This is a genomic window from Pseudomonas brassicacearum, from assembly GCF_009601685.2.
Lineage (GTDB): Bacteria > Pseudomonadota > Gammaproteobacteria > Pseudomonadales > Pseudomonadaceae > Aquipseudomonas > Aquipseudomonas kilonensis_B.
The window spans coordinates 1,322,181-1,340,399 of record NZ_CP045701.2 but is presented as its reverse complement, the minus strand read 5'-3'; the positions used below and the strand labels follow the sequence as shown (position 1 = coordinate 1,340,399).

General features: G+C 59.4%; 17 protein-coding genes. 5 read left to right on the top strand and 12 right to left on the bottom strand.

Going from position 1 to position 18,219, the window contains the following annotated elements; all coding sequences use genetic code 11:
* From GFU70_RS05715 to GFU70_RS05700, 4 genes are all read right to left on the bottom strand, one after another.
* Window positions 1-612 (bottom strand): phage baseplate assembly protein V, encoded by a 612-nt coding sequence (locus GFU70_RS05715; protein ID WP_116643072.1) that lies wholly within the window; start codon window positions 610-612, stop codon window positions 1-3.
* Window positions 613-615: 3 nt separating this feature from the next.
* Window positions 616-1,128, bottom strand: a complete 513-nt coding sequence (locus GFU70_RS05710) for a hypothetical protein (RefSeq protein ID WP_116643073.1) — start codon at window positions 1,126-1,128, stop codon at window positions 616-618.
* Between the two features lie 36 nt (window positions 1,129-1,164).
* Window positions 1,165-1,515 (bottom strand): phage holin family protein, encoded by a 351-nt coding sequence (locus tag GFU70_RS05705; protein WP_058542520.1) that lies wholly within the window; start codon window positions 1,513-1,515, stop codon window positions 1,165-1,167.
* Window positions 1,516-2,069: 554 nt separating this feature from the next.
* Window positions 2,070-2,804 (bottom strand): helix-turn-helix transcriptional regulator, encoded by a 735-nt coding sequence (locus tag GFU70_RS05700; RefSeq protein ID WP_058542523.1) that lies wholly within the window; start codon window positions 2,802-2,804, stop codon window positions 2,070-2,072.
* A gap of 572 nt (window positions 2,805-3,376) precedes the next feature.
* Here GFU70_RS05700 and GFU70_RS05695 point away from each other — a divergent pair.
* From GFU70_RS05695 to GFU70_RS05680, 4 genes are all read left to right on the top strand, one after another.
* Entirely contained in the window at window positions 3,377-3,730 is a 354-nt protein-coding gene (locus tag GFU70_RS05695; protein ID WP_153387718.1) for a DUF6124 family protein, read from the top strand.
* Window positions 3,731-4,313: 583 nt separating this feature from the next.
* Entirely contained in the window at window positions 4,314-6,881 is a 2,568-nt protein-coding gene (gene mutS / locus GFU70_RS05690; protein ID WP_193034299.1) for a DNA mismatch repair protein MutS, read from the top strand.
* 142 nt (window positions 6,882-7,023) lie between these two features.
* Window positions 7,024-7,347 (top strand): ferredoxin FdxA, encoded by a 324-nt coding sequence (fdxA, locus tag GFU70_RS05685; RefSeq protein WP_003198291.1) that lies wholly within the window; start codon window positions 7,024-7,026, stop codon window positions 7,345-7,347.
* Window positions 7,348-8,176: 829 nt separating this feature from the next.
* Window positions 8,177-9,607 carry an IS1182 family transposase gene (locus GFU70_RS05680; protein ID WP_116641313.1) on the top strand — a complete coding sequence of 477 codons (1,431 nt, stop codon included), beginning with the start codon at window positions 8,177-8,179 and terminating at the stop codon, window positions 9,605-9,607.
* A gap of 449 nt (window positions 9,608-10,056) precedes the next feature.
* On the opposite strand, the gene rpoS is transcribed toward GFU70_RS05680, so the two are convergent.
* From rpoS to GFU70_RS05640, 8 genes are all read right to left on the bottom strand, one after another.
* Window positions 10,057-11,064 (bottom strand): RNA polymerase sigma factor RpoS, encoded by a 1,008-nt coding sequence (rpoS, locus tag GFU70_RS05675; RefSeq protein ID WP_058542184.1) that lies wholly within the window; start codon window positions 11,062-11,064, stop codon window positions 10,057-10,059.
* Between the two features lie 106 nt (window positions 11,065-11,170).
* Window positions 11,171-12,016 (bottom strand): peptidoglycan DD-metalloendopeptidase family protein, encoded by an 846-nt coding sequence (locus GFU70_RS05670; RefSeq protein WP_116643075.1) that lies wholly within the window; start codon window positions 12,014-12,016, stop codon window positions 11,171-11,173.
* A 211-nt stretch (window positions 12,017-12,227) separates the two neighbouring features.
* Window positions 12,228-12,863: a protein-L-isoaspartate(D-aspartate) O-methyltransferase gene (locus GFU70_RS05665; RefSeq protein ID WP_170862085.1), complete on the bottom strand. Its 636-nt coding sequence runs from the start codon at window positions 12,861-12,863 to the stop codon at window positions 12,228-12,230.
* 41 nt (window positions 12,864-12,904) lie between these two features.
* Window positions 12,905-13,654, bottom strand: coding sequence for a 5'/3'-nucleotidase SurE (gene surE, locus GFU70_RS05660; RefSeq protein ID WP_058542186.1), 750 nt, complete (start codon window positions 13,652-13,654; stop codon window positions 12,905-12,907).
* On the bottom strand, window positions 13,642-14,700 hold the full coding sequence (gene truD / locus GFU70_RS05655) for a tRNA pseudouridine(13) synthase TruD (protein ID WP_058542187.1): 1,059 nt from the start codon (window positions 14,698-14,700) through the stop codon (window positions 13,642-13,644). Before truD ends, surE begins: the two co-directional genes overlap by 13 nt.
* Window positions 14,697-15,170, bottom strand: coding sequence for a 2-C-methyl-D-erythritol 2,4-cyclodiphosphate synthase (ispF, locus tag GFU70_RS05650; RefSeq protein ID WP_003184863.1), 474 nt, complete (start codon window positions 15,168-15,170; stop codon window positions 14,697-14,699). The genes truD and ispF overlap by 4 nt, the downstream gene beginning before the upstream one ends.
* A gap of 43 nt (window positions 15,171-15,213) precedes the next feature.
* The gene (gene fghA / locus GFU70_RS05645) at window positions 15,214-16,059 is read right to left on the bottom strand and encodes an S-formylglutathione hydrolase (protein ID WP_153387716.1); all 846 of its coding nucleotides are present in this window, start codon (window positions 16,057-16,059) and stop codon (window positions 15,214-15,216) included.
* An 8-nt stretch (window positions 16,060-16,067) separates the two neighbouring features.
* On the bottom strand, window positions 16,068-17,180 hold the full coding sequence (locus GFU70_RS05640) for an S-(hydroxymethyl)glutathione dehydrogenase/class III alcohol dehydrogenase (RefSeq protein WP_058542189.1): 1,113 nt from the start codon (window positions 17,178-17,180) through the stop codon (window positions 16,068-16,070).
* Between the two features lie 107 nt (window positions 17,181-17,287).
* Here GFU70_RS05640 and GFU70_RS05635 point away from each other — a divergent pair, with 107 nt between their 5' ends.
* The gene (locus GFU70_RS05635) at window positions 17,288-18,184 is read left to right on the top strand and encodes a LysR substrate-binding domain-containing protein (protein WP_058542190.1); all 897 of its coding nucleotides are present in this window, start codon (window positions 17,288-17,290) and stop codon (window positions 18,182-18,184) included.
* Window positions 18,185-18,219: the final 35 nt, after the last annotated feature.

Sequence of the window (18,219 nt, the reverse complement as noted above, 5' to 3'; positions counted from 1 at the left end):
TTATGCGGTACTGATGACGCGTCCCTGGTGATCCACCACCGGGCCGCTCAGGTGCACGCCGGAGGCGTCGAGACGAATGCCGACGGCGCCGACTTGCAATTCGATGGTCTCGGGCGTCATCGCCAGCCGCGACGGGCCAATGTTCAACTGCAGGGCATCACGAGAACCGCTGAACGCCGCGGGGCCGTTTTGCCAGTGCAGGACATGGCTGGCATGGTCGTAGCCGTTTTCCGTACCGTCCTGATAGAGGCGTCGGGTCAACGAGGCCTGGGTCGAGACGGGCGGGAACTGACCGCCGTTGAGACCAAACAACGCCACCGCCTGCCCGCCGCCTTCGCCGCCGCCATGGTTCAGCAACAGGCATTGCTCGCCCACGGACGGAATCCGCGACTCGCTCTGGGCGCCGGCGCTCGGGTTGAAAAAACGGATCGCTGGGGTCAGCAGTCCGCCATGACTGACCTTGCAGGTGTTGCGGGCCGCATCGACTTCCTGGCAAACGCCGATGCGGCAGAAACTCTCCGCTCGCCGGTGCAAGTCTTCCAGCTCGGTTTCCATCTGCGCCAGACGCTCGATGATCGGCCCCAGATGCATCCGTAACAGCGCATCAAACATGGCTCAGCCCTCGAGTGCGGTGTATTGGTCCGGGTCGTCGATGTTCGACACTTCCCAGGTACGGGCAAACTTCGGGATGCCCAGCGGGTCCTCAAGCAGCGTCGGGCCGAGGTACAGGGTTTGGTTGAAGGAAAGGGTCCAGGCGGTGTATTGCCGTGCCGGGTTGATGAACGTGGACGGCAGGCCATCGAGCTCCGTGGGCAGGTCGCATTGATCGCCCGACAGCCCCCAACGGTTATCCATGACCAGGTGTTTCAGCTCAGCGGCCAAGTCGCAGGCCTCCCACCCCGGCACGGCCATGACCACTTGCAGGGAAACCGTCAGGAGATGAGCGATGCGCCCGTCGTTGGCGCGGTGGCCGGGCGCATCACGCTCAAGAGCAATCAGCACCCAGGGTTGGTCGTCGGTGCCATCGAACTCCTGGGGGCTGCCGACTTTCAGGGCGGGATAAGTAGCGCGCAATGTCTGGGCAATGGCCGAGAACAACTGCGACGGTTTTTCGATGAGGGCTGGCATTGATCGCCTCCTTTTGTATGAATCAGCGCTGCCGACTCAGTGCTGGTCGGGAGGAAGGTCCCGCGGTGGCACGTCGCAGACGCCGATCCGCTTGGCGACCCAGCGCTCGTAAAGACCGATCGCCACATCGGCACCGGCCATGGCGGTCAGACAACCCAAGGCGCAGGCGCTCCAGATCGACATGCCGAGGGCGTACAACAGCATGGTTGCCGATACGCCGCAGACCACGCAGGCACCGGAGCGCAGAACCACGCGGCGCAGCAACGGCCAGCCACGGGCGCCCTCCTTGTCGGCGCGCCACATCTCGCCGGACACCCCGCCCACCAGGGCGAGCACGATGACCAGCCAGATCGGCATGTCCAGCAACGCTTGTTGCTCGTTTGTCATGTCACGCCTCCTGGGGTGATTGATGAATGGGTAGGACCGGGATCTTTTCCGGATAAGAAGATGGGATGGCGCCAAGTCATTGGCTAAATACCTTTGGCGACCTCTCCCTTGACAGCGGTTTGAAGTACCTCACGGCACAGGCATTCCAAAAAGCCCGGTCGCCCAGGCTTTTCAGTAATGCGCTTGATCTTTCGGCGCGACTGGCGCGGTACGGATCCATTCAAATTGTTCCTCCGGCCGCGGTCCCTGCCCGCCGGATAACTGCTTCTGGTGCTTTACGCTGCACACCCGGGTCAGTTGCCAACCCTCTGAACCGTTAAGGCCGGTTCATCGCTGCCTGTTGGTGGAACTAAAGAGCTTCGTTGCCAGCCGCTTTGTCGAGCGGCTTGGACACAGAATATGCATGGATGCATATACAGTCAATGCGTAAATGCATTTATTTATGCATGAAGAATGCGCAAATGCATGAAGCCCTTGGGAACACGGGGGTTGCGGGTTTTCAGGAGGCGAAAAAAAACCCGCACGGCGGCGGGTTTTATCTGACAGCGCAGGGGTTAACGGGCGTACATGCCCCACCAGAAGACGTGGCCAAGGATGACGATTTGCTCGTCCTGCATTTCCTGGAAGGTGTAGTCCTCGTCCGGATGTTCATCGCGGTTGAAGCTGCGCAGACGGATGCCGGTGGGTAGGCGATAAAGCTGCTTCACCCGCAGTTGGCCGTTGTGGTTGATGGCGTAGAGGTCGCCGTCGACGATGTCGCCGATCCCACACTTGCCTGCGTTCACCCCAACCGTGGCCCCGTCGCGCAGCACCGGCAACATGCTATTGCCGCGCACCGTCACGCACTTGGCCTGGTCGAACTGCACGCCGTTGTGGCGCAGGCTGCGCTTGCCGAAGCGCAGGCTTGAGCGCTCGCTTTCCTCGATGACGAATCTTCCTGATCCAGCAGCCAATTCAACCTCGCGCAGAAAAGGGACCGACACTTCGTCTTCTTCGACGGGTGTTTCGTCGTCCCACAGGCTTATGTCCTTGAGTTCGGAATGCGGCTCGTCACGGCGAGTATTGCCAGCGGGCACAACGTCCGCGCGCCCGCGCAACTGATCGGTGCTCACGGCAAAATATTCGGCGATCTTCGAGATGTGTTTATCCGAAGGGTCGACGATCTTGCCGCTGAGGATCCGCGAGAGGGTGGACTGAGGCACGCCGGTACGCCGGTGAAGCTCCGTGGGGGAGATCCCGTGCTGATCGAGCAATGCTCTTAATACGGTAGAAACGTTGCGTTTTTGCATAACGCGCATAGTGCTTGTTCTTTTCGCAGAAGACAAATGCTGTTTCGCATAAATATGCAATGTGTAGGAGCTGTCGAGTGCAACGAGGCTGCGATCTTTCCCCAGACACTTGAATCTCAAGCGAAAGATCAAAAGATCAAAAGATCAAAAGATCAAAAGATCGCAGGCTTCGCCAGCTCCTACAAAAGCCAAACTCTCCCACCCGGGATTTGCCCTACACGTCCCCAAGAAAAGACTCCAAACCCGTCCTTCAAATGTGTGACGCAAGGCTACGTTTCCTTGCGCCTCTGCCTACAACTACGCCAGAATCCGCCGGCTTGTGCGCCTTGGGGCCCGTCGGTACTTTTGATCCTGTCACTGCCCATCAGTGATCGGGTTTAGTCGCTCGGTATTCCAAGGTGCTCATTGTTCCATTCAGTCAGGTACTTTTATTCCTGCACTTGATGGTAGCTGTGCGCAGGGCGCCCTCGGGCGCGCCGGTTCCTTGGATCCCCGGTCGACTAACCTGCGTACAGCTGCCGCCCCTCGTTTAGTCGCGAGTGAGCGGTGGCTCAACTTCAAGGATCCATAGAATGCCGAAGAACACTCCAAATCCCCCAGACGATCACGTCTCCCGCAGCCAATCGGCCAACGCCAAGAAACTCGACGACGCGGCCACTCGCGCCCTGGACTATTACCTCAAGCCGAAAGCCGACAAAGACACCGCCGACACACCCGACACCCTTTTCATCATCGCGCCTAACATCGACGCCGAATGCCTGCTCGCCAACCTCAGCGAAACCCTGGCCTCGGCCAACGCCATGGTCAGCGACCTGGCATTCGACCTGAAGGGCTCGCGACGGAATATCGCGCTAGGGGTCCAGCAAATGATCGAGCTGAGCCAGTTGCTGGCGAATCGGGCGTTGGATGTGGTCGAGGTGAGGTAGCCATCCATGATGCAAGCCGAGACCTAAGAGAAGCCCGAGTAATCACTGTGAGCTTGCTCGCGATAGCGGTAGTTCAGTTACAACTAAGTTGTATTGGCTGCCGTCATCGCGAGCAAGCTCCCACATTGGATCGGGGTACAGCCTGAGAGATAGGTCGGCTGTCAGGCCGCCTCGCGAGCAAGCTTTGCTCCCACAGATATGATGGGTGTACGACCGGGAGAACCAGGTCGGCTATTAGGCCGCCTCGATTTTGTTTTTGATCTGGGGCGCCCCGTTAACCACGATGCCTTCGTTCAGGCATGCCGAGCCTAGGCGAGGCACCGAGTGGTGGGGCAAAAGCGTTTTGCTTACTTTTGACTGGGCCGGCTTCCGGGCTCTTCAAAAGTGAGCCGCCGTCAGGGCGGAACCCTAAGCAGCCGTTACCGAAAAAACGGATAAGCCCCCAATCCCAAAAACCACTCACGCCTGGGTCCCCCCCGACCACCCATGTTAACCTTGCGCCCATCGCGGAAAAGCCGGGCCAATGCCCCTCCTTTTGCCCTACACCTTTCAACGAGCTTGCCTGACACCCATGAATACCGCCGTGAACGACCTCTCCAGCCACACGCCGATGATGCAGCAATACTGGCGCCTGAAGAACCAGCACCCCGATCAGCTGATGTTCTATCGCATGGGCGACTTCTACGAGATCTTCTACGAGGACGCGAAGAAGGCCGCCAAGCTGTTGGACATCACCCTGACGGCACGTGGGCAATCGGCGGGCATGGCCATTCCGATGTGTGGGATTCCTTACCACGCGGCAGAAGGTTACCTGGCCAAGCTGGTCAAACTCGGCGAGTCCGTGGTGATCTGCGAGCAAGTCGGCGACCCGGCCACCAGCAAAGGGCCGGTGGAACGCCAAGTCGTACGGATCATCACCCCAGGCACGGTCAGTGACGAAGCCTTGCTGGATGAACGCCGGGACAACCTGATCGCCGCCGTGCTGGGCGATGAACGCCTGTTCGGCCTGGCGGTGCTGGACATCACCAGCGGTAACTTCTCGGTGCTGGAAATCAAGGGCTGGGAAAACCTGCTGGCAGAACTGGAGCGAGTCAATCCGGTGGAGCTGTTGATCCCGGATGACTGGCCCAAAGACCTGCCGGCAGAAAAACGCCGTGGCGTGCGGCGCCGAGCGCCGTGGGATTTTGAGCGTGATTCGGCGCTGAAAAGTCTCTGCCAGCAGTTTTCCACCCAAGACCTCAAGGGCTTCGGTTGCGAAAACCTGACCCTGGCCATCGGCGCTGCCGGGTGCCTGCTGGCCTACGCCAAGGAAACCCAGCGCACCGCCCTGCCCCACTTGCGCAGCCTGCGGCACGAACGCCTGGATGACACCGTGGTACTGGACGGCGCAAGTCGTCGCAACCTGGAGCTGGACACCAACCTCGCCGGCGGGCGCGACAATACCCTGCAATCGGTGGTCGATCGCTGCCAGACCGCCATGGGCAGCCGCCTGCTGACCCGCTGGTTGAACCGTCCGCTGCGAGACCTGACCGTGCTGCTGGCGCGTCAAACCTCCATTACCTGCCTGCTGGATCGTTATCGCTTCGAGCAGTTGCAACCGCAGCTCAAGGAAATCGGCGACATCGAGCGAATCCTCGCCCGTATCGGCTTGCGCAACGCCCGTCCCCGCGACCTGGCGCGCCTGCGCGATGCCCTCGGCGCCTTGCCCGAACTGCAAGTGGCGATGACCGACCTCGAAGCGCCGCACCTGCAGCAACTGGCGCGCACCACCAGCACCTACCCTGAGCTGGCCGCGCTGCTGGAAAAAGCCATTATCGATAACCCGCCGGCGGTGATCCGTGACGGTGGCGTGCTGAAGACCGGCTACGATGCCGAACTCGACGAGCTGCAATCGCTGAGCGAGAACGCCGGCCAGTTCCTGATCGACCTCGAAGCCCGGGAAAAAGCCCGTACGGGGTTGGCCAACCTCAAAGTCGGCTACAACCGCATCCACGGTTATTTCATCGAATTGCCAAGCAAGCAGGCCGAACAGGCCCCGGCCGACTACATCCGCCGCCAGACCCTCAAGGGCGCCGAGCGTTTCATCACCCCGGAACTCAAGGCGTTCGAAGACAAGGCGCTGTCGGCCAAGAGCCGCGCCCTCGCCCGGGAAAAGATGCTCTATGAAGCGTTGCTCGAAGACCTGATCAGCCAATTGCCGCCGTTACAGGACACTGCCGGCGCCTTGGCGGAACTGGACGTGCTGAGCAACCTGGCCGAACGCGCACTGAACCTGGACCTCAACTGCCCGCGCTTCGTCAGCGAGCCGTGCATGCGCATCAGCCAGGGTCGTCACCCAGTGGTCGAGCAAGTACTGACCACGCCGTTCGTGGCCAACGACCTGAGCCTGGACGACAACACCCGCATGTTGGTAATCACCGGCCCGAACATGGGCGGTAAATCCACCTACATGCGCCAAACCGCGTTGATCGTGCTGCTGGCCCACATTGGCAGTTTCGTTCCGGCGGCCAGTTGCGAATTGTCCCTGGTGGACCGGATCTTCACCCGCATCGGCTCCAGCGACGACCTGGCCGGTGGACGTTCGACGTTCATGGTGGAAATGAGCGAAACCGCGAACATCCTGCACAACGCCACCGAACGCAGTCTGGTGCTGATGGACGAAGTCGGACGCGGTACCAGCACCTTCGACGGTTTGTCCCTGGCCTGGGCAGCGGCCGAGCGCCTCGCGCACCTGCGGGCCTACACGCTGTTCGCCACCCATTACTTCGAACTCACCGTGTTGCCGGAAAGCCAGCCTTTGGTGGCGAATGTCCACCTCAATGCCACCGAGCACAATGAACGCATCGTGTTCCTGCACCACGTGCTGCCCGGCCCGGCCAGCCAGAGCTACGGCTTGGCAGTCGCACAACTGGCCGGCGTGCCAAGTGAGGTCATTACCCGTGCTCGCGAGCACCTGAGCCGCCTGGAAACCACCAGCCTGCCTCATGAAACACCGCGCCCGACCAAAGGCAAACCGGCCGCACCTCAGCAAAGCGACCTGTTCGCCAGCCTGCCGCATCCGGTACTCGATGAACTGGCCAAGCTCGATCTGGACGACCTGACACCACGTCGGGCACTGGATTTACTCTATACATTGAAGACACGGATCTAACACACAGGCTTTCAAGCTGTTAGAATCGCGCGCGGTTTGGGATGCTGCGAACTATTAGCCTGGTTCGCAGACTATCGCTCCCGAACCTGGCGACCCCACCGTGAAGGGGCTTCGCTGCCGCCGCCTGAGGAGAGAATTAGAAATGACCTTCGTCGTCACCGACAACTGCATCAAGTGCAAGTACACCGACTGCGTAGAAGTGTGTCCGGTGGACTGCTTTTACGAAGGGCCGAATTTCCTGGTCATTCACCCGGACGAGTGCATCGACTGCGCCCTGTGTGAACCGGAATGCCCGGCGAATGCCATTTTCTCGGAAGACGAAGTGCCGGCCGGCATGGAGAACTTCATCGAGCTGAACGCCGAACTGGCGGACATCTGGCCGAACATTACCGAGAAGAAAGATGCGCTGCCGGACGCTGAAGAGTGGGATGGCAAGGAAGGCAAGCTCAAGGATCTGGAACGCTGATCGTTGCTGCTTCCGTGAAAAAGGCCCCTTGCGGGCCTTTTTGCTTTTTCGGACCAAGAAATCGCAGGCAAAAAAAAGGGGCGGTTTGACCCGCCCACATTTTTTCCCTAATCCCTTTAATCCTTTTCATCATCCTGATGAATCGCGTCCTGCGATATCCTTCCTTCCCATCGTCCGTGACAGGTGTGTCTGTCCGTCGACACAGGACTGATATTAGTATTTTCCCAGGCGAGTGCAACGCGACTGATACAGGTGGCTTGCTCTGTCACACTACGTTCATCAACAAATTTTCGTTATAAATCAGCGCAATACAAAAATATCACGGCGTTTATAGCGGTCTATCCCGCCGATTAGGAACTGATCGCTTACGTAAGACTAGGCAAAGGCTTACAAGCTGAACCTACAAATAGAGCGGAACTGGGGAAACGCCCCTTCGGAAAGCTTTGAACCAGTCGTGATGTTCTATCGTTCACGGGTGGGGGGTTCAGGGGTGGTGTGTATATCCGTTTTTGGCGTAACGGCGGCTTATGGTTCCGCTCTACAGCGGCTCACTTTTGACAAGCGCAACAGTAAGCAAAACGCTCATGCCCCACCACTCGGCACCTCGCCTAGGCTCGGTGTGCCTGAACGAAGGCATTGCTCCGTGAGGCCGCCTCGTTTTTGCTTCTGATCTGGGGCGCCCCGTTAACCACGATGGCCGAACGTAGGCATTGCGCAGTGGGCACCTCGGCATGGATGCCGAGGTAGCCGCGCTGGGCCCAGAGTGTGTCAAAACCCTGAAGCCAACCCTTGCTATGATTTCCCCAGGACTTCATTGCAAGGGCTGCCCATGAAACGCTTCATCCAAGGTGAACATCGAGATCAAACTACCTTGCTCCCCGAGAGCTTGGACGACTACGTCAGCGATACCAATCCGGTGCGCGTTGTCGATGTCTTCGTGGATGAACTCGACCTGATCACCTTGGGTTTTGAAAGCGCTGTCCCCGCTAAAACGGGCCGACCGGCTTATCACCCTGCAGTCATGCTGAAAATCTACATCTACGGCTATCTCAACCGTATCCAGTCAAGCCGGCGTCTTGAGTGCGAGGCGCAGCGCAACGTCGAGTTGATGTGGCTGACCGGTCGCCTGATGCCGGATTTCAAGACCATCGCCAACTTCCGCAAAGACAACTCAAAGGCCATTCGAGGAGTCTGTCGGCAGTTCGTCGTGCTGTGTCAACAACTGGGGCTTTTCTCGGAACATTTCGTTGCCATCGATGGCAGTAAATTCAAGGCGGTGAACCACCGCGACCGCAACTTCACCAGCGCCAAGCTGAAGCGCCGGATGGAAGAGATCGAATCAAGCATTGCCCGTTATCTGAAGGCGCTGGATGAGGCTGATCGGCAAGAGCCCAAGTCTTCAGGGCCCAAAGGCGGCCTGGAAGAGAAGATCGCCAAATTGAAGGAGCAGATGAAGGCGCTCCAGGCGATTGAAATACAGCTTGAAGCATCGCCGGACAAACAGATCTCGCTGACCGACCCGGACGCGCGCTCGATGATGATGACGAGCGGTCATGGCATCGTGGGCTACAACGTGCAGACAGCAGTCGATACCAAACACCATTTGATTGTCGCGCACGAGGTGACCAATGTCGGTCACGACCGTGATCAGCTTAGCTCGATGGCCCAGCAGGCCCGTGAGGCGATGCAAATCGAATCGTTGTCGGTGGTAGCGGACCGAGGGTATTACAAAAGCAGAGAAATCCTGGCCTGTCACGAGGCAGGGATCACCGCTTATGTGCCGAAAACGCTGAGTTCGCGGGCCAAATTTGATGGCCGTTTCGGTAATGACGAGTTTATTTACGACGCGGACAAAAATGTGTACGTCTGCCCCGCCAAGCAAGTGCTGATCTGGCGCAACTCTTATGTCGACAAGGGCAAGAAGCTGGACGTTTACTGGCACTCCAACTGCCAGGCCTGTTCGATAAAGGCGCAATGCACGCCGGCCAGAGAGCGAAAGATTCGGCGCTGGGAACATGAGGCGGTACTGGAGGAAATGCAGGTCCGCCTGAACAATGAGCCGCAGATGATGAGCATCCGCAAGCGAACGGTCGAACACCCCTTCGGGACGCTGAAGCAATGGATGGGGGCGACGCATTTTTTGACGCGGCGGCTGGCTGGGGTGAGCACCGAAATGAGCTTGAATGTGCTCGCTTACAATTGGAAAAGGGTGATGAAAATCCTTGGTGCGCAGGGTCTGATGAAAGCGCTGGCGGCCTGAAGCCTGCCGTTTTGCCCCGTTAATCAAGCCTACGGAGCCTTGCTAGCGCTTGTAGGGGCCGTTTGGAGCTACAAGAGCGCTTTAGGTTTTAATCAATTGGCCAACACCTGTCGGCACTACGTGCCGACGATGTTTTATTTGTTTTTACACACTCTGGGCCATGGATGGCCCTTCGCGGCGGCCCACGGAGCAATGCCGGAGTGAGGGTACACCGAGCCTAGGCGAGGTGCCGAGTGGTGGGGCAGAGCGTTTTTGGTTACTTTTGGCGCTCTCTCTCCAAAAGTGACCCGCCGTTGGGGCGGAACCATAAGTAGCCGTGACCGAAGAAACGGATATACACCCAAACCCAAGCCAAAAAAAACGGCACTTCCCATTTCTGAAAGAAGCGCCATTTTCTCTAAGTAAACAGCATTACCCCTGATGCGGAGGCATTCGCTGCTGCACTGGTGTTATTGAAACAACGACTCGCTCGACAAGCCGTTCTTCTCCAGGATCTCTCGCAAACGCTTGAGACCTTCAACCTGGATCTGCCTCACCCGCTCACGGGTCAAACCAATCTCCAAGCCTACATCTTCAAGCGTGCTGCTTTCATGGCCGCGCAAGCCGAAGCGGCGAATCACCACTTCCCGTTGCTTGTCGGTCAGCTCCGAAAGCCACTGGTCAATGCTCTGGGACAAGTCATCGTCCTGGAGCAACTCGCACGGATCGGTCGGACGATCATCGGTGAGGGTGTCGAGCAAGGTTTTATCCGAGTCCGGCCCCAGGGAAACGTCCACCGAGGAAACCCGCTCGTTGAGCCCAAGCATGCGCTTGACCTCACCTACCGGTTTTTCCAACAGGTTGGCGATTTCTTCAGGTGAAGGTTCATGATCGAGTTTCTGAGTCAACTCACGGGCAGCCCGCAGGTAGACGTTCAGTTCCTTGACCACATGAATCGGCAACCGGATAGTCCGGGTCTGGTTCATGATCGCCCGTTCGATGGTCTGGCGGATCCACCAGGTGGCATAGGTCGAGAAACGGAAGCCGCGCTCAGGGTCGAATTTCTCGACAGCGCGAATCAGGCCCAGGTTGCCCTCTTCGATCAGGTCCAGCAGCGAAAGCCCACGATTGACATAACGTCGGGCGATTTTCACCACCAGGCGCAGGTTGCTTTCAATCATGCGTTTTCGGCCGGCCGGGTCGCCACTTTGCGACAGCCGCGCAAAATGAACTTCTTCCTCGGGGGAGAGCAGTGGCGAGAAACCGATTTCGTTGAGGTACAGCTGAGTGGCGTCCAGCGCCCGGGTGTAATCGATGTACTTATGTTGTTTAAGCGAAGCGGAGTGTCTGGATTTGGCACGAACGGAAGGTGGAGTCGCCCCTTCATCATTCGACATCGAATCCGTAGCGATGCCGGTCTCCATAAGGAGAACCTCATCGTCGATGTCAAACTCCGGCACTTCTTTACTGAGAGCCATTGTTATAGTCCTTTGGTGAGTTCGACCTCAAGCTCAAGCGACGCCTTTATCCTTGGCAACGCTGGAGCCTGTTCCCTCTACGTGACGGAACAGGCTGACAATCAAATCAACGTCGTGGCAGGAATTGCAGCGGATCGACTGGTTTACCTTGCCGGCGAATCTCAAAATGCAGTTTCACCCGGTCCGTTCCCGTTGATCCCATTTCGGCAATTGTCTGTCCGACTTTGACCTGCTGCCCCTCCCGAACCAACAGCCTGCGGTTGTGACCGTAGGCACTGACGTAGGTATCGCTGTGTTTGATGATCACGAGTTCGCCGTAGCCCCTCAAACCACTCCCGGCGTACACAACCGTGCCATCAGACGCGGCTAAAACAGGCTGTCCCAAATCCCCGGCGATATCAATTCCTTTATTCAAACTACCGTTTGAAGAGAATTTTCCAATGAGAACGCCATTAGAAGGCCATCCCCAGCCTGTCGGGGCAGGGCCTGCGGAAGGCGTCGGAGCGGGTGTCGATTTGCTCGCGACGGACGGTACTGTCGCCGTCCGTGCCCCCGTCGGCCGGCGAATAACCGTGGTTTTACTCGACGAAGAAGCCGTCGAACCCGACCGCGTCACCACTGCCGTAGGCGTTGAACCGCTACGGCCATCGAAGCGAATCGTCTGACCGGGGTGAATCGTATAAGGCGCAGGAATGTTGTTGCGCGCCGCGAGGGCTTTGTAGTCCCAGCCGTAGCGAAAAGCGATGGAATACAGCGTATCGCCGCGACGGACTACATATTGGCCGGTCGTAACTGTAGGACGGTGAGGCGCCGCACTGTTGCGATCGACAACCCGGACATTACCCGAAGGCGTACTGGAACATCCGACCAGCAAAGTGCTCAAGACAAGGCCAGTCACCAGGCGCTGAAAGCTTGTGATACCCATACGCTGCGCAATGACTGTGAGACTCACCCGCCGCTCCCTTTGTGGTGGCTGAAAAATTGGAAACTGCCTGTCCAGGCAGAACTCATACAAATATAGCTGGCAACGATTGCCCCTCTATTAATGAAGCGCAATGTGTCGCCGCACACGTTTGCTCGACGCCGTTGGACTCTGTTCAGCAAATCGGTGCTGCTGTAAGACACAGGCCCGGCCACGGAATTCAGCGTCTGTTTATAAATGCTCAGGCCAACGGCCCATTGAGTAACGGCACGAACCGCACCGCCCCCAGGACGTGTCGTGAAAAGCCGTGTTCTTCACGCACGATCAGCATCAGTTGCTGGACTTCACCGGCGCCCACCGGAATGACCAGTCGTCCACCGGGGGCGAGCTGATCCAGCAGGGCCTGGGGTACATCGGTAGCCACCGCGGTCACAATGATACCGTTGTACGGCGCCAGGGCCGGCCAACCTTCCCAGCCATCACCCCAGCGAAACACCACGTTGCGCAGGTTCAACTCCACCAGGCGTTCCTTGGCGCGATCCTGCAAAACCTTGATCCGCTCTACGGAAAACACCCGCTCGACCAGTTGCGACAACACCGCCGTCTGGTAACCCGAGCCAGTACCGATCTCCATCACCTTGTCCAGCGGCCCCGCCTCCAGCAGCAACTCGCTCATGCGGGCCACCATGTAAGGCTGGGAAATGGTCTGGTTGTGGCCGATCGGCAACGCCGTGTCTTCATAAGCGCGATGGGCCAGGGCTTCATCGACGAACAAATGGCGCGGCGTGCGGCGAATCACCTCCAGCACCTGGGCATTGGACAGGCCTTCTTCGTAGAGGCGCTGGATCAGTCGTTCACGGGTGCGCTGGGAGGTCATGCCGATTCCGCGGCGTAGCATATCGTCTTGCTCACGAGCCATCAGCGCAGACCCTCCAGCCAGCCATCGAGCGTCCGAAAGGCGTCGTTGAAGGTGCGGTCCAGTTGCAACGGCGTGATCGAGACATAACCTTGCATCACCGCATGGAAGTCAGTGCCCGGCCCGCCGTCCTCGGCATCACCGGCAGCGGCGATCCAGTAACCGGCCTTGCCGCGCGGGTCGACGACATGCATCGGCTTGGCCGCGCGGGCCCGGTGGCCCAGGCGAGTCAGTTGGATGCCACGGATGTGGTCGAGCGGCAGGTTGGGGATATTCACGTTCAGCACCGTGCGTGGCGGCAGGTCCAGCTCGCCATGGGCTTCGATCAGTTTGCGGGCGAAATAGGCGGCGGTCGGCAAGTTATCGACCTGCCGTGAAACGAACGAAAAGGCAAACGATGGCTTTTCCAGGAAGCGACCTTCCAAGGCGGCGGCAACCGTGCCGGAATACAACACATCGTCCCCCAGGTTGGCCCCCAGGTTGATACCCGACGCCACCATGTCCGGCTCACGCTCCAGCAAGCCGTTGAGGCCCAGGTGCACGCAATCGGTCGGGGTGCCATTGAGGCTGATGAAACCGTTATCCAGATAGCAGGGGTGCAACGGACGGTCGAGCGTCAGCGAGCTGCTGGCGCCGCTTTTGTCCTGGTCCGGGGCGATGACCACGCACTCGGCAAAATCCGCCAGCGCAGCATAAAGCGCGGCAAGACCGGGTGCAGTCACCCCGTCGTCGTTAGAAATCAGAATACGCATGGGCTGTCCGTCTGCCCCACCGGCACCAGATCGACGAGTTCGCGCACCAAGACAGTGGCGAAACATCCGGCCGGCAGGACGAATTCCAGTTGCAGAATGTCAGACTCGGGATAATGCCACGACAGCCCGCCAATGGGCAGTCGCAGGATGCGACGTTCGTGACTCATTCCCGCGTTTATCAACCAGTCCCGCAAATCGGCCTCGCCCGCAGCGATGGCTTGTTCGAGCTCGAACGTCGCGCCGGCGGCGGGCGAAGGTCCCTCGCCCCACTGCGGCCCGGTCGGGTGCAAGTCGAGAATGGCCAGGCGCGGGTCGCTGCACTCAGCCTCGCCGGCCGGGAAAAAACTGCGGCTGTCGGTGAAGGCGAGCAAATCGCCCACCTGTGCTTTCTGCCAGGTACCGTCGGCGACCCGCGCCGCCAGCACCCGGTTGAACAGAAAGCTGCGGGCGGTGGACAACAGCCGTGAGCGCACATTGCGCTGTTCCGGCAAGGCCTTGCGTGCCGCCCAGGACCGGGCATCGACGACATTGCCGCCGTCATGGCCGAAACGCTGGGCGCCAAAATAGTTGGGGATGCCTTGGCGGACAATCTCTTGCAGGCGCGCATCGATCGCCGCCGTGTCACCCTTGAATTGGGTCAGGCGCAAGGTAAAGCCATTGGCCGAGTGCGCGCCGCGTTGCAGCTTGCGCCTGTGGCGTGCGGTCTTGAGGATCTTCAGCGTGTCGTTCTCTGCCGCCGACAAGTCCGGATCGGCCTTGCCCGGCAATTGGACGCTGAACCACTGGCGGGTCAGGGCCTGACGATCCTTGAGCCCGGCGTAGCTGACGGTGCGCAACGGCACGCCGGCAGCCTTGGCGATTCGCCGCGCGGCTTCTTCGGTGTTCAAGCCACGTTTTTCAACCCAGATCCACAAATGCTCGCCATCGCCGGTCAACGGAATGTCGAGCACTTCATCGACCTGGAAATCTTCAGCGCTGGCCTTGAGTACCGCGCTGCCCAACGACTCGCCGTAGGCCCGCGGCCCCAACAGTTCCAGTTCGGTCATGGGCGCAGCAACAACGCAACGGAGTGGACGGCAATGCCCTCTTCGCGACCGACGAAGCCCAGCTTCTCGGTGGTGGTGGCTTTCACGTTCACTTGGTCCAACTCAACTTGAAGATCCTCGGCAATCAATTGGCGCATCGCTTCGATATGCGGCGCCATCTTGGGGGCCTGGGCAACGATGGTGTTGTCGACATTGCCGACTTTCCAGCCCTTGGCGTGGATCAGCGAGACCACATGACGCAGCAACACGCGGCTGTCGGCGCCCTTGAATTGCGGATCGGTGTCGGGGAAGTGCTTGCCGATGTCACCCAGGGCAGCCGCGCCGAGCAGTGCATCGCTCAAGGCGTGCAGCAGGACATCACCGTCAGAATGCGCGAGCAGCCCGAAGCCGTGTGCGATCCGCACGCCGCCCAGAGTAATGAAGTCGCCTTCAGCGAAACGGTGAACATCGTAGCCGTGGCCAATACGCATAAAAAAACGCCCCGATTTTTGTCAGGGCGTGATTCTACCTGCATTAGTCGTTTAGAGCGCGCGCATGATGCTGCAAGTGGTCGTCAATGAAGCTGGCGATGAAGAAATAGCTGTGGTCGTAGCCCGGCTGCAGACGCAATTCCAACGGATGGTCGGCAGCCTTGGTCGCCTGTTGCAAGGCTTCGGGCTTGAGCTGGTTGGCCAGGAAATCATCGCGATCGCCTTGGTCCACCAGCAGTGGCAGCTTCTCCTGCGCCTCGGCAATCAATGCACAGGCATCCCATTCCCGCCATTTCGAGCGGTCCTCTCCCAGGTAACGAGAGAAAGCCTTCTGGCCCCATGGGCAATCCATCGGATTGTTGATTGGCGAAAACGCCGACACCGAGCGGTAACGCCCCGGGTTGCGCAAGGCGCAGACCAGCGCGCCATGGCCGCCCATGGAGTGACCACTGATGCCGCGCCTGTCCGAGGCAGGGAAATGCGCTTCGACGAGTGTCGGCAATTCCTGCACCACGTAGTCATGCATCCGATAGTGCCGCGCCCATGGATCCTGCGTGGCGTTCAGATAAAAGCCCGCCCCCAGGCCGAAGTCCCAGGCACCGTCCGGATCGCCCGGCACATCGGCGCCACGGGGGCTGGTGTCCGGCGCAACGATGATCAAGCCCAGCTCGGCGGCCATGCGCTGGGCACCGGCCTTTTGCATGAAATTCTCGTCGGTGCAGGTCAGCCCGGACAACCAGTACAGCACAGGCAATTTGCCGCCCTGCTCGGCTTGCGGCGGCAGGTACACGGCAAACACCATGTCACAACCGAGCACGTCGGAACGGTGCCGGTAACGTTTGTGCCAGCCGCCGAAGCTTTTCTGGCAGGAGATGTTTTCCAGACTCATGACCGACCTCAGAAATGGATAACGGTGCGGATGCTCTTGCCTTCATGCATCAGGTCGAACGCCTTGTTGATATCTTCCAGGCCCATGGTGTGGGTGATGAAGGTATCCAGCGGGATTTCGCCCTTCTCGGCCATTTCCACGTAGCTTGGCAATTCGCTGCGACCGCGCACGCCGCCAAAGGCCGAACCGCGCCAGACGCGCCCGGTGACCAATTGGAAAGGACGGGTGGCGATTTCCTGGCCGGCGCCGGCCACGCCGATGATCACCGATTCGCCCCAACCCTTGTGGCAGCACTCCAGCGCGGCACGCATCAACTGGACATTGCCGATGCACTCGAAGGAAAAGTCCACTCCGCCGTCAGTCATGTCCACGATGACTTCCTGGATCGGGCGGTCGAAGTCTTTCGGGTTGACGCAATCGGTGGCGCCCAGTTGCTTGGCGATTTCGAACTTGGCCGGGTTGATGTCGATGGCAATGATGCGCGAGGCCTTGGCCTTCACCGCACCAATCACCGCCGACAGGCCGATGCCGCCCAGGCCGAAGATCGCCACGGTGTCACCCGGCTTGACCTTGGCGGTGTTGAGTACCGCGCCGATACCGGTAGTGACGCCGCAACCCAGCAGGCAGACTTTTTCCAGCGGGGCTTCTTTTTGAATCTTCGCGACGGAGATTTCCGGCAGCACGGTGTACTCAGAGAACGTCGAGGTACCCATGTAGTGGAAAATCGTCTCGCCCTTGTAGGAAAAGCGCGAAGTGCCATCCGGCATCAGGCCTTTGCCCTGGGTGGCGCGAATCGCCTGGCAGAGGTTGGTCTTGCCCGACTTACAGAATTTGCACTGGCCGCACTCCGGCGTGTACAGCGGGATCACATGGTCACCCACCGCGACAGAGGTCACGCCTTCGCCGATGGCTTCGACAATGGCGCCGCCTTCATGGCCCAGGATCGACGGGAAGATCCCTTCCGGGTCGGCGCCCGACAAGGTGTAGGCGTCAGTGTGGCAGACACCGGAAGCCACCACGCGCAACAGCACTTCGCCCGCCTTGGGCATGGCGACGTCGACTTCAACGATTTCCAGGGGTTTCTTGGCCTCGAAGGCAACGGCAGCGCGCGACTTGATCATCCGGATTCTCCAGCAAATAAAAACAAGACCGGGAGTGTAATCCTCCGCCGAACAATGAATAATCCAACCAAAAGCAAAACATTATTGCTGCACAGGGATAATCCTTCATGCCTGAGAACCGCTGGGAAGGTATCGATGAGTTTGTGGCCGTGGCCGAATGTAGCCAATTCACCGCTGCTGCCGAACGTCTCGGGGTTTCGTCTTCCCATATCAGTCGACAAATCGTACGGCTTGAAGAGCGCCTACAGACACGCTTGCTGTACCGCAGTACCCGCCGGGTAACACTGACCGAAGCCGGACAAACCTTTTTGCAGCATTGCCAGCGCCTGCAGGACGGACGCGAGGAAGCACTGCGAGCCGTCGGCGACCTGGCCAGCGAACCCAAGGGCATGCTGCGCATGACCTGCGCCGTGGCCTATGGCGAGCGATTTATCGTGCCGCTGGTGACGCGATTCATGGGGCTTTACCCGCAATTGCGGGTGGACATCGAGCTGAGCAATCGCCCTCTGGACCTGGTGCACGACGGCCTCGACCTGGCGATTCGCCTGGGTCGCTTGCAAGACTCCCGCCTGGTCGCCACGCGCCTGGCACCGCGGCGCATGTACCTGTGCGCTTCACCCTCTTACCTGGAACGCTACGGACGGCCCCATAGTTTGTCGGAACTGAGCCGCCACAATTGCCTGATCGGCAGCTCCGACATCTGGCAACTGGAGCAGAACGGGCGGGAATTTTCCCAGCGGGTACAGGGAAACTGGCGCTGCAACAGTGGGCAAGCGGTGCTTGATGCGGCGTTGCAAGGGGTGGGGTTGTGTCAGTTACCGGATTACTACGTGCTGGAACATTTGCACAGTGGTGCATTGATCTCGCTGCTGGAGGCTCATCAGCCGCCGAATACGGCGGTGTGGGCGTTGTACCCGCAGCAGCGGCACCTGTCGCCGAAAGTGCGCAAGTTGGTGGATTACTTGAAGGAGGGGTTGGCTGGGCGGCCGGAGTATCGGGGGTGACAGCGGTTTTTTGTCGTCTGGGGTGACGCCATCGC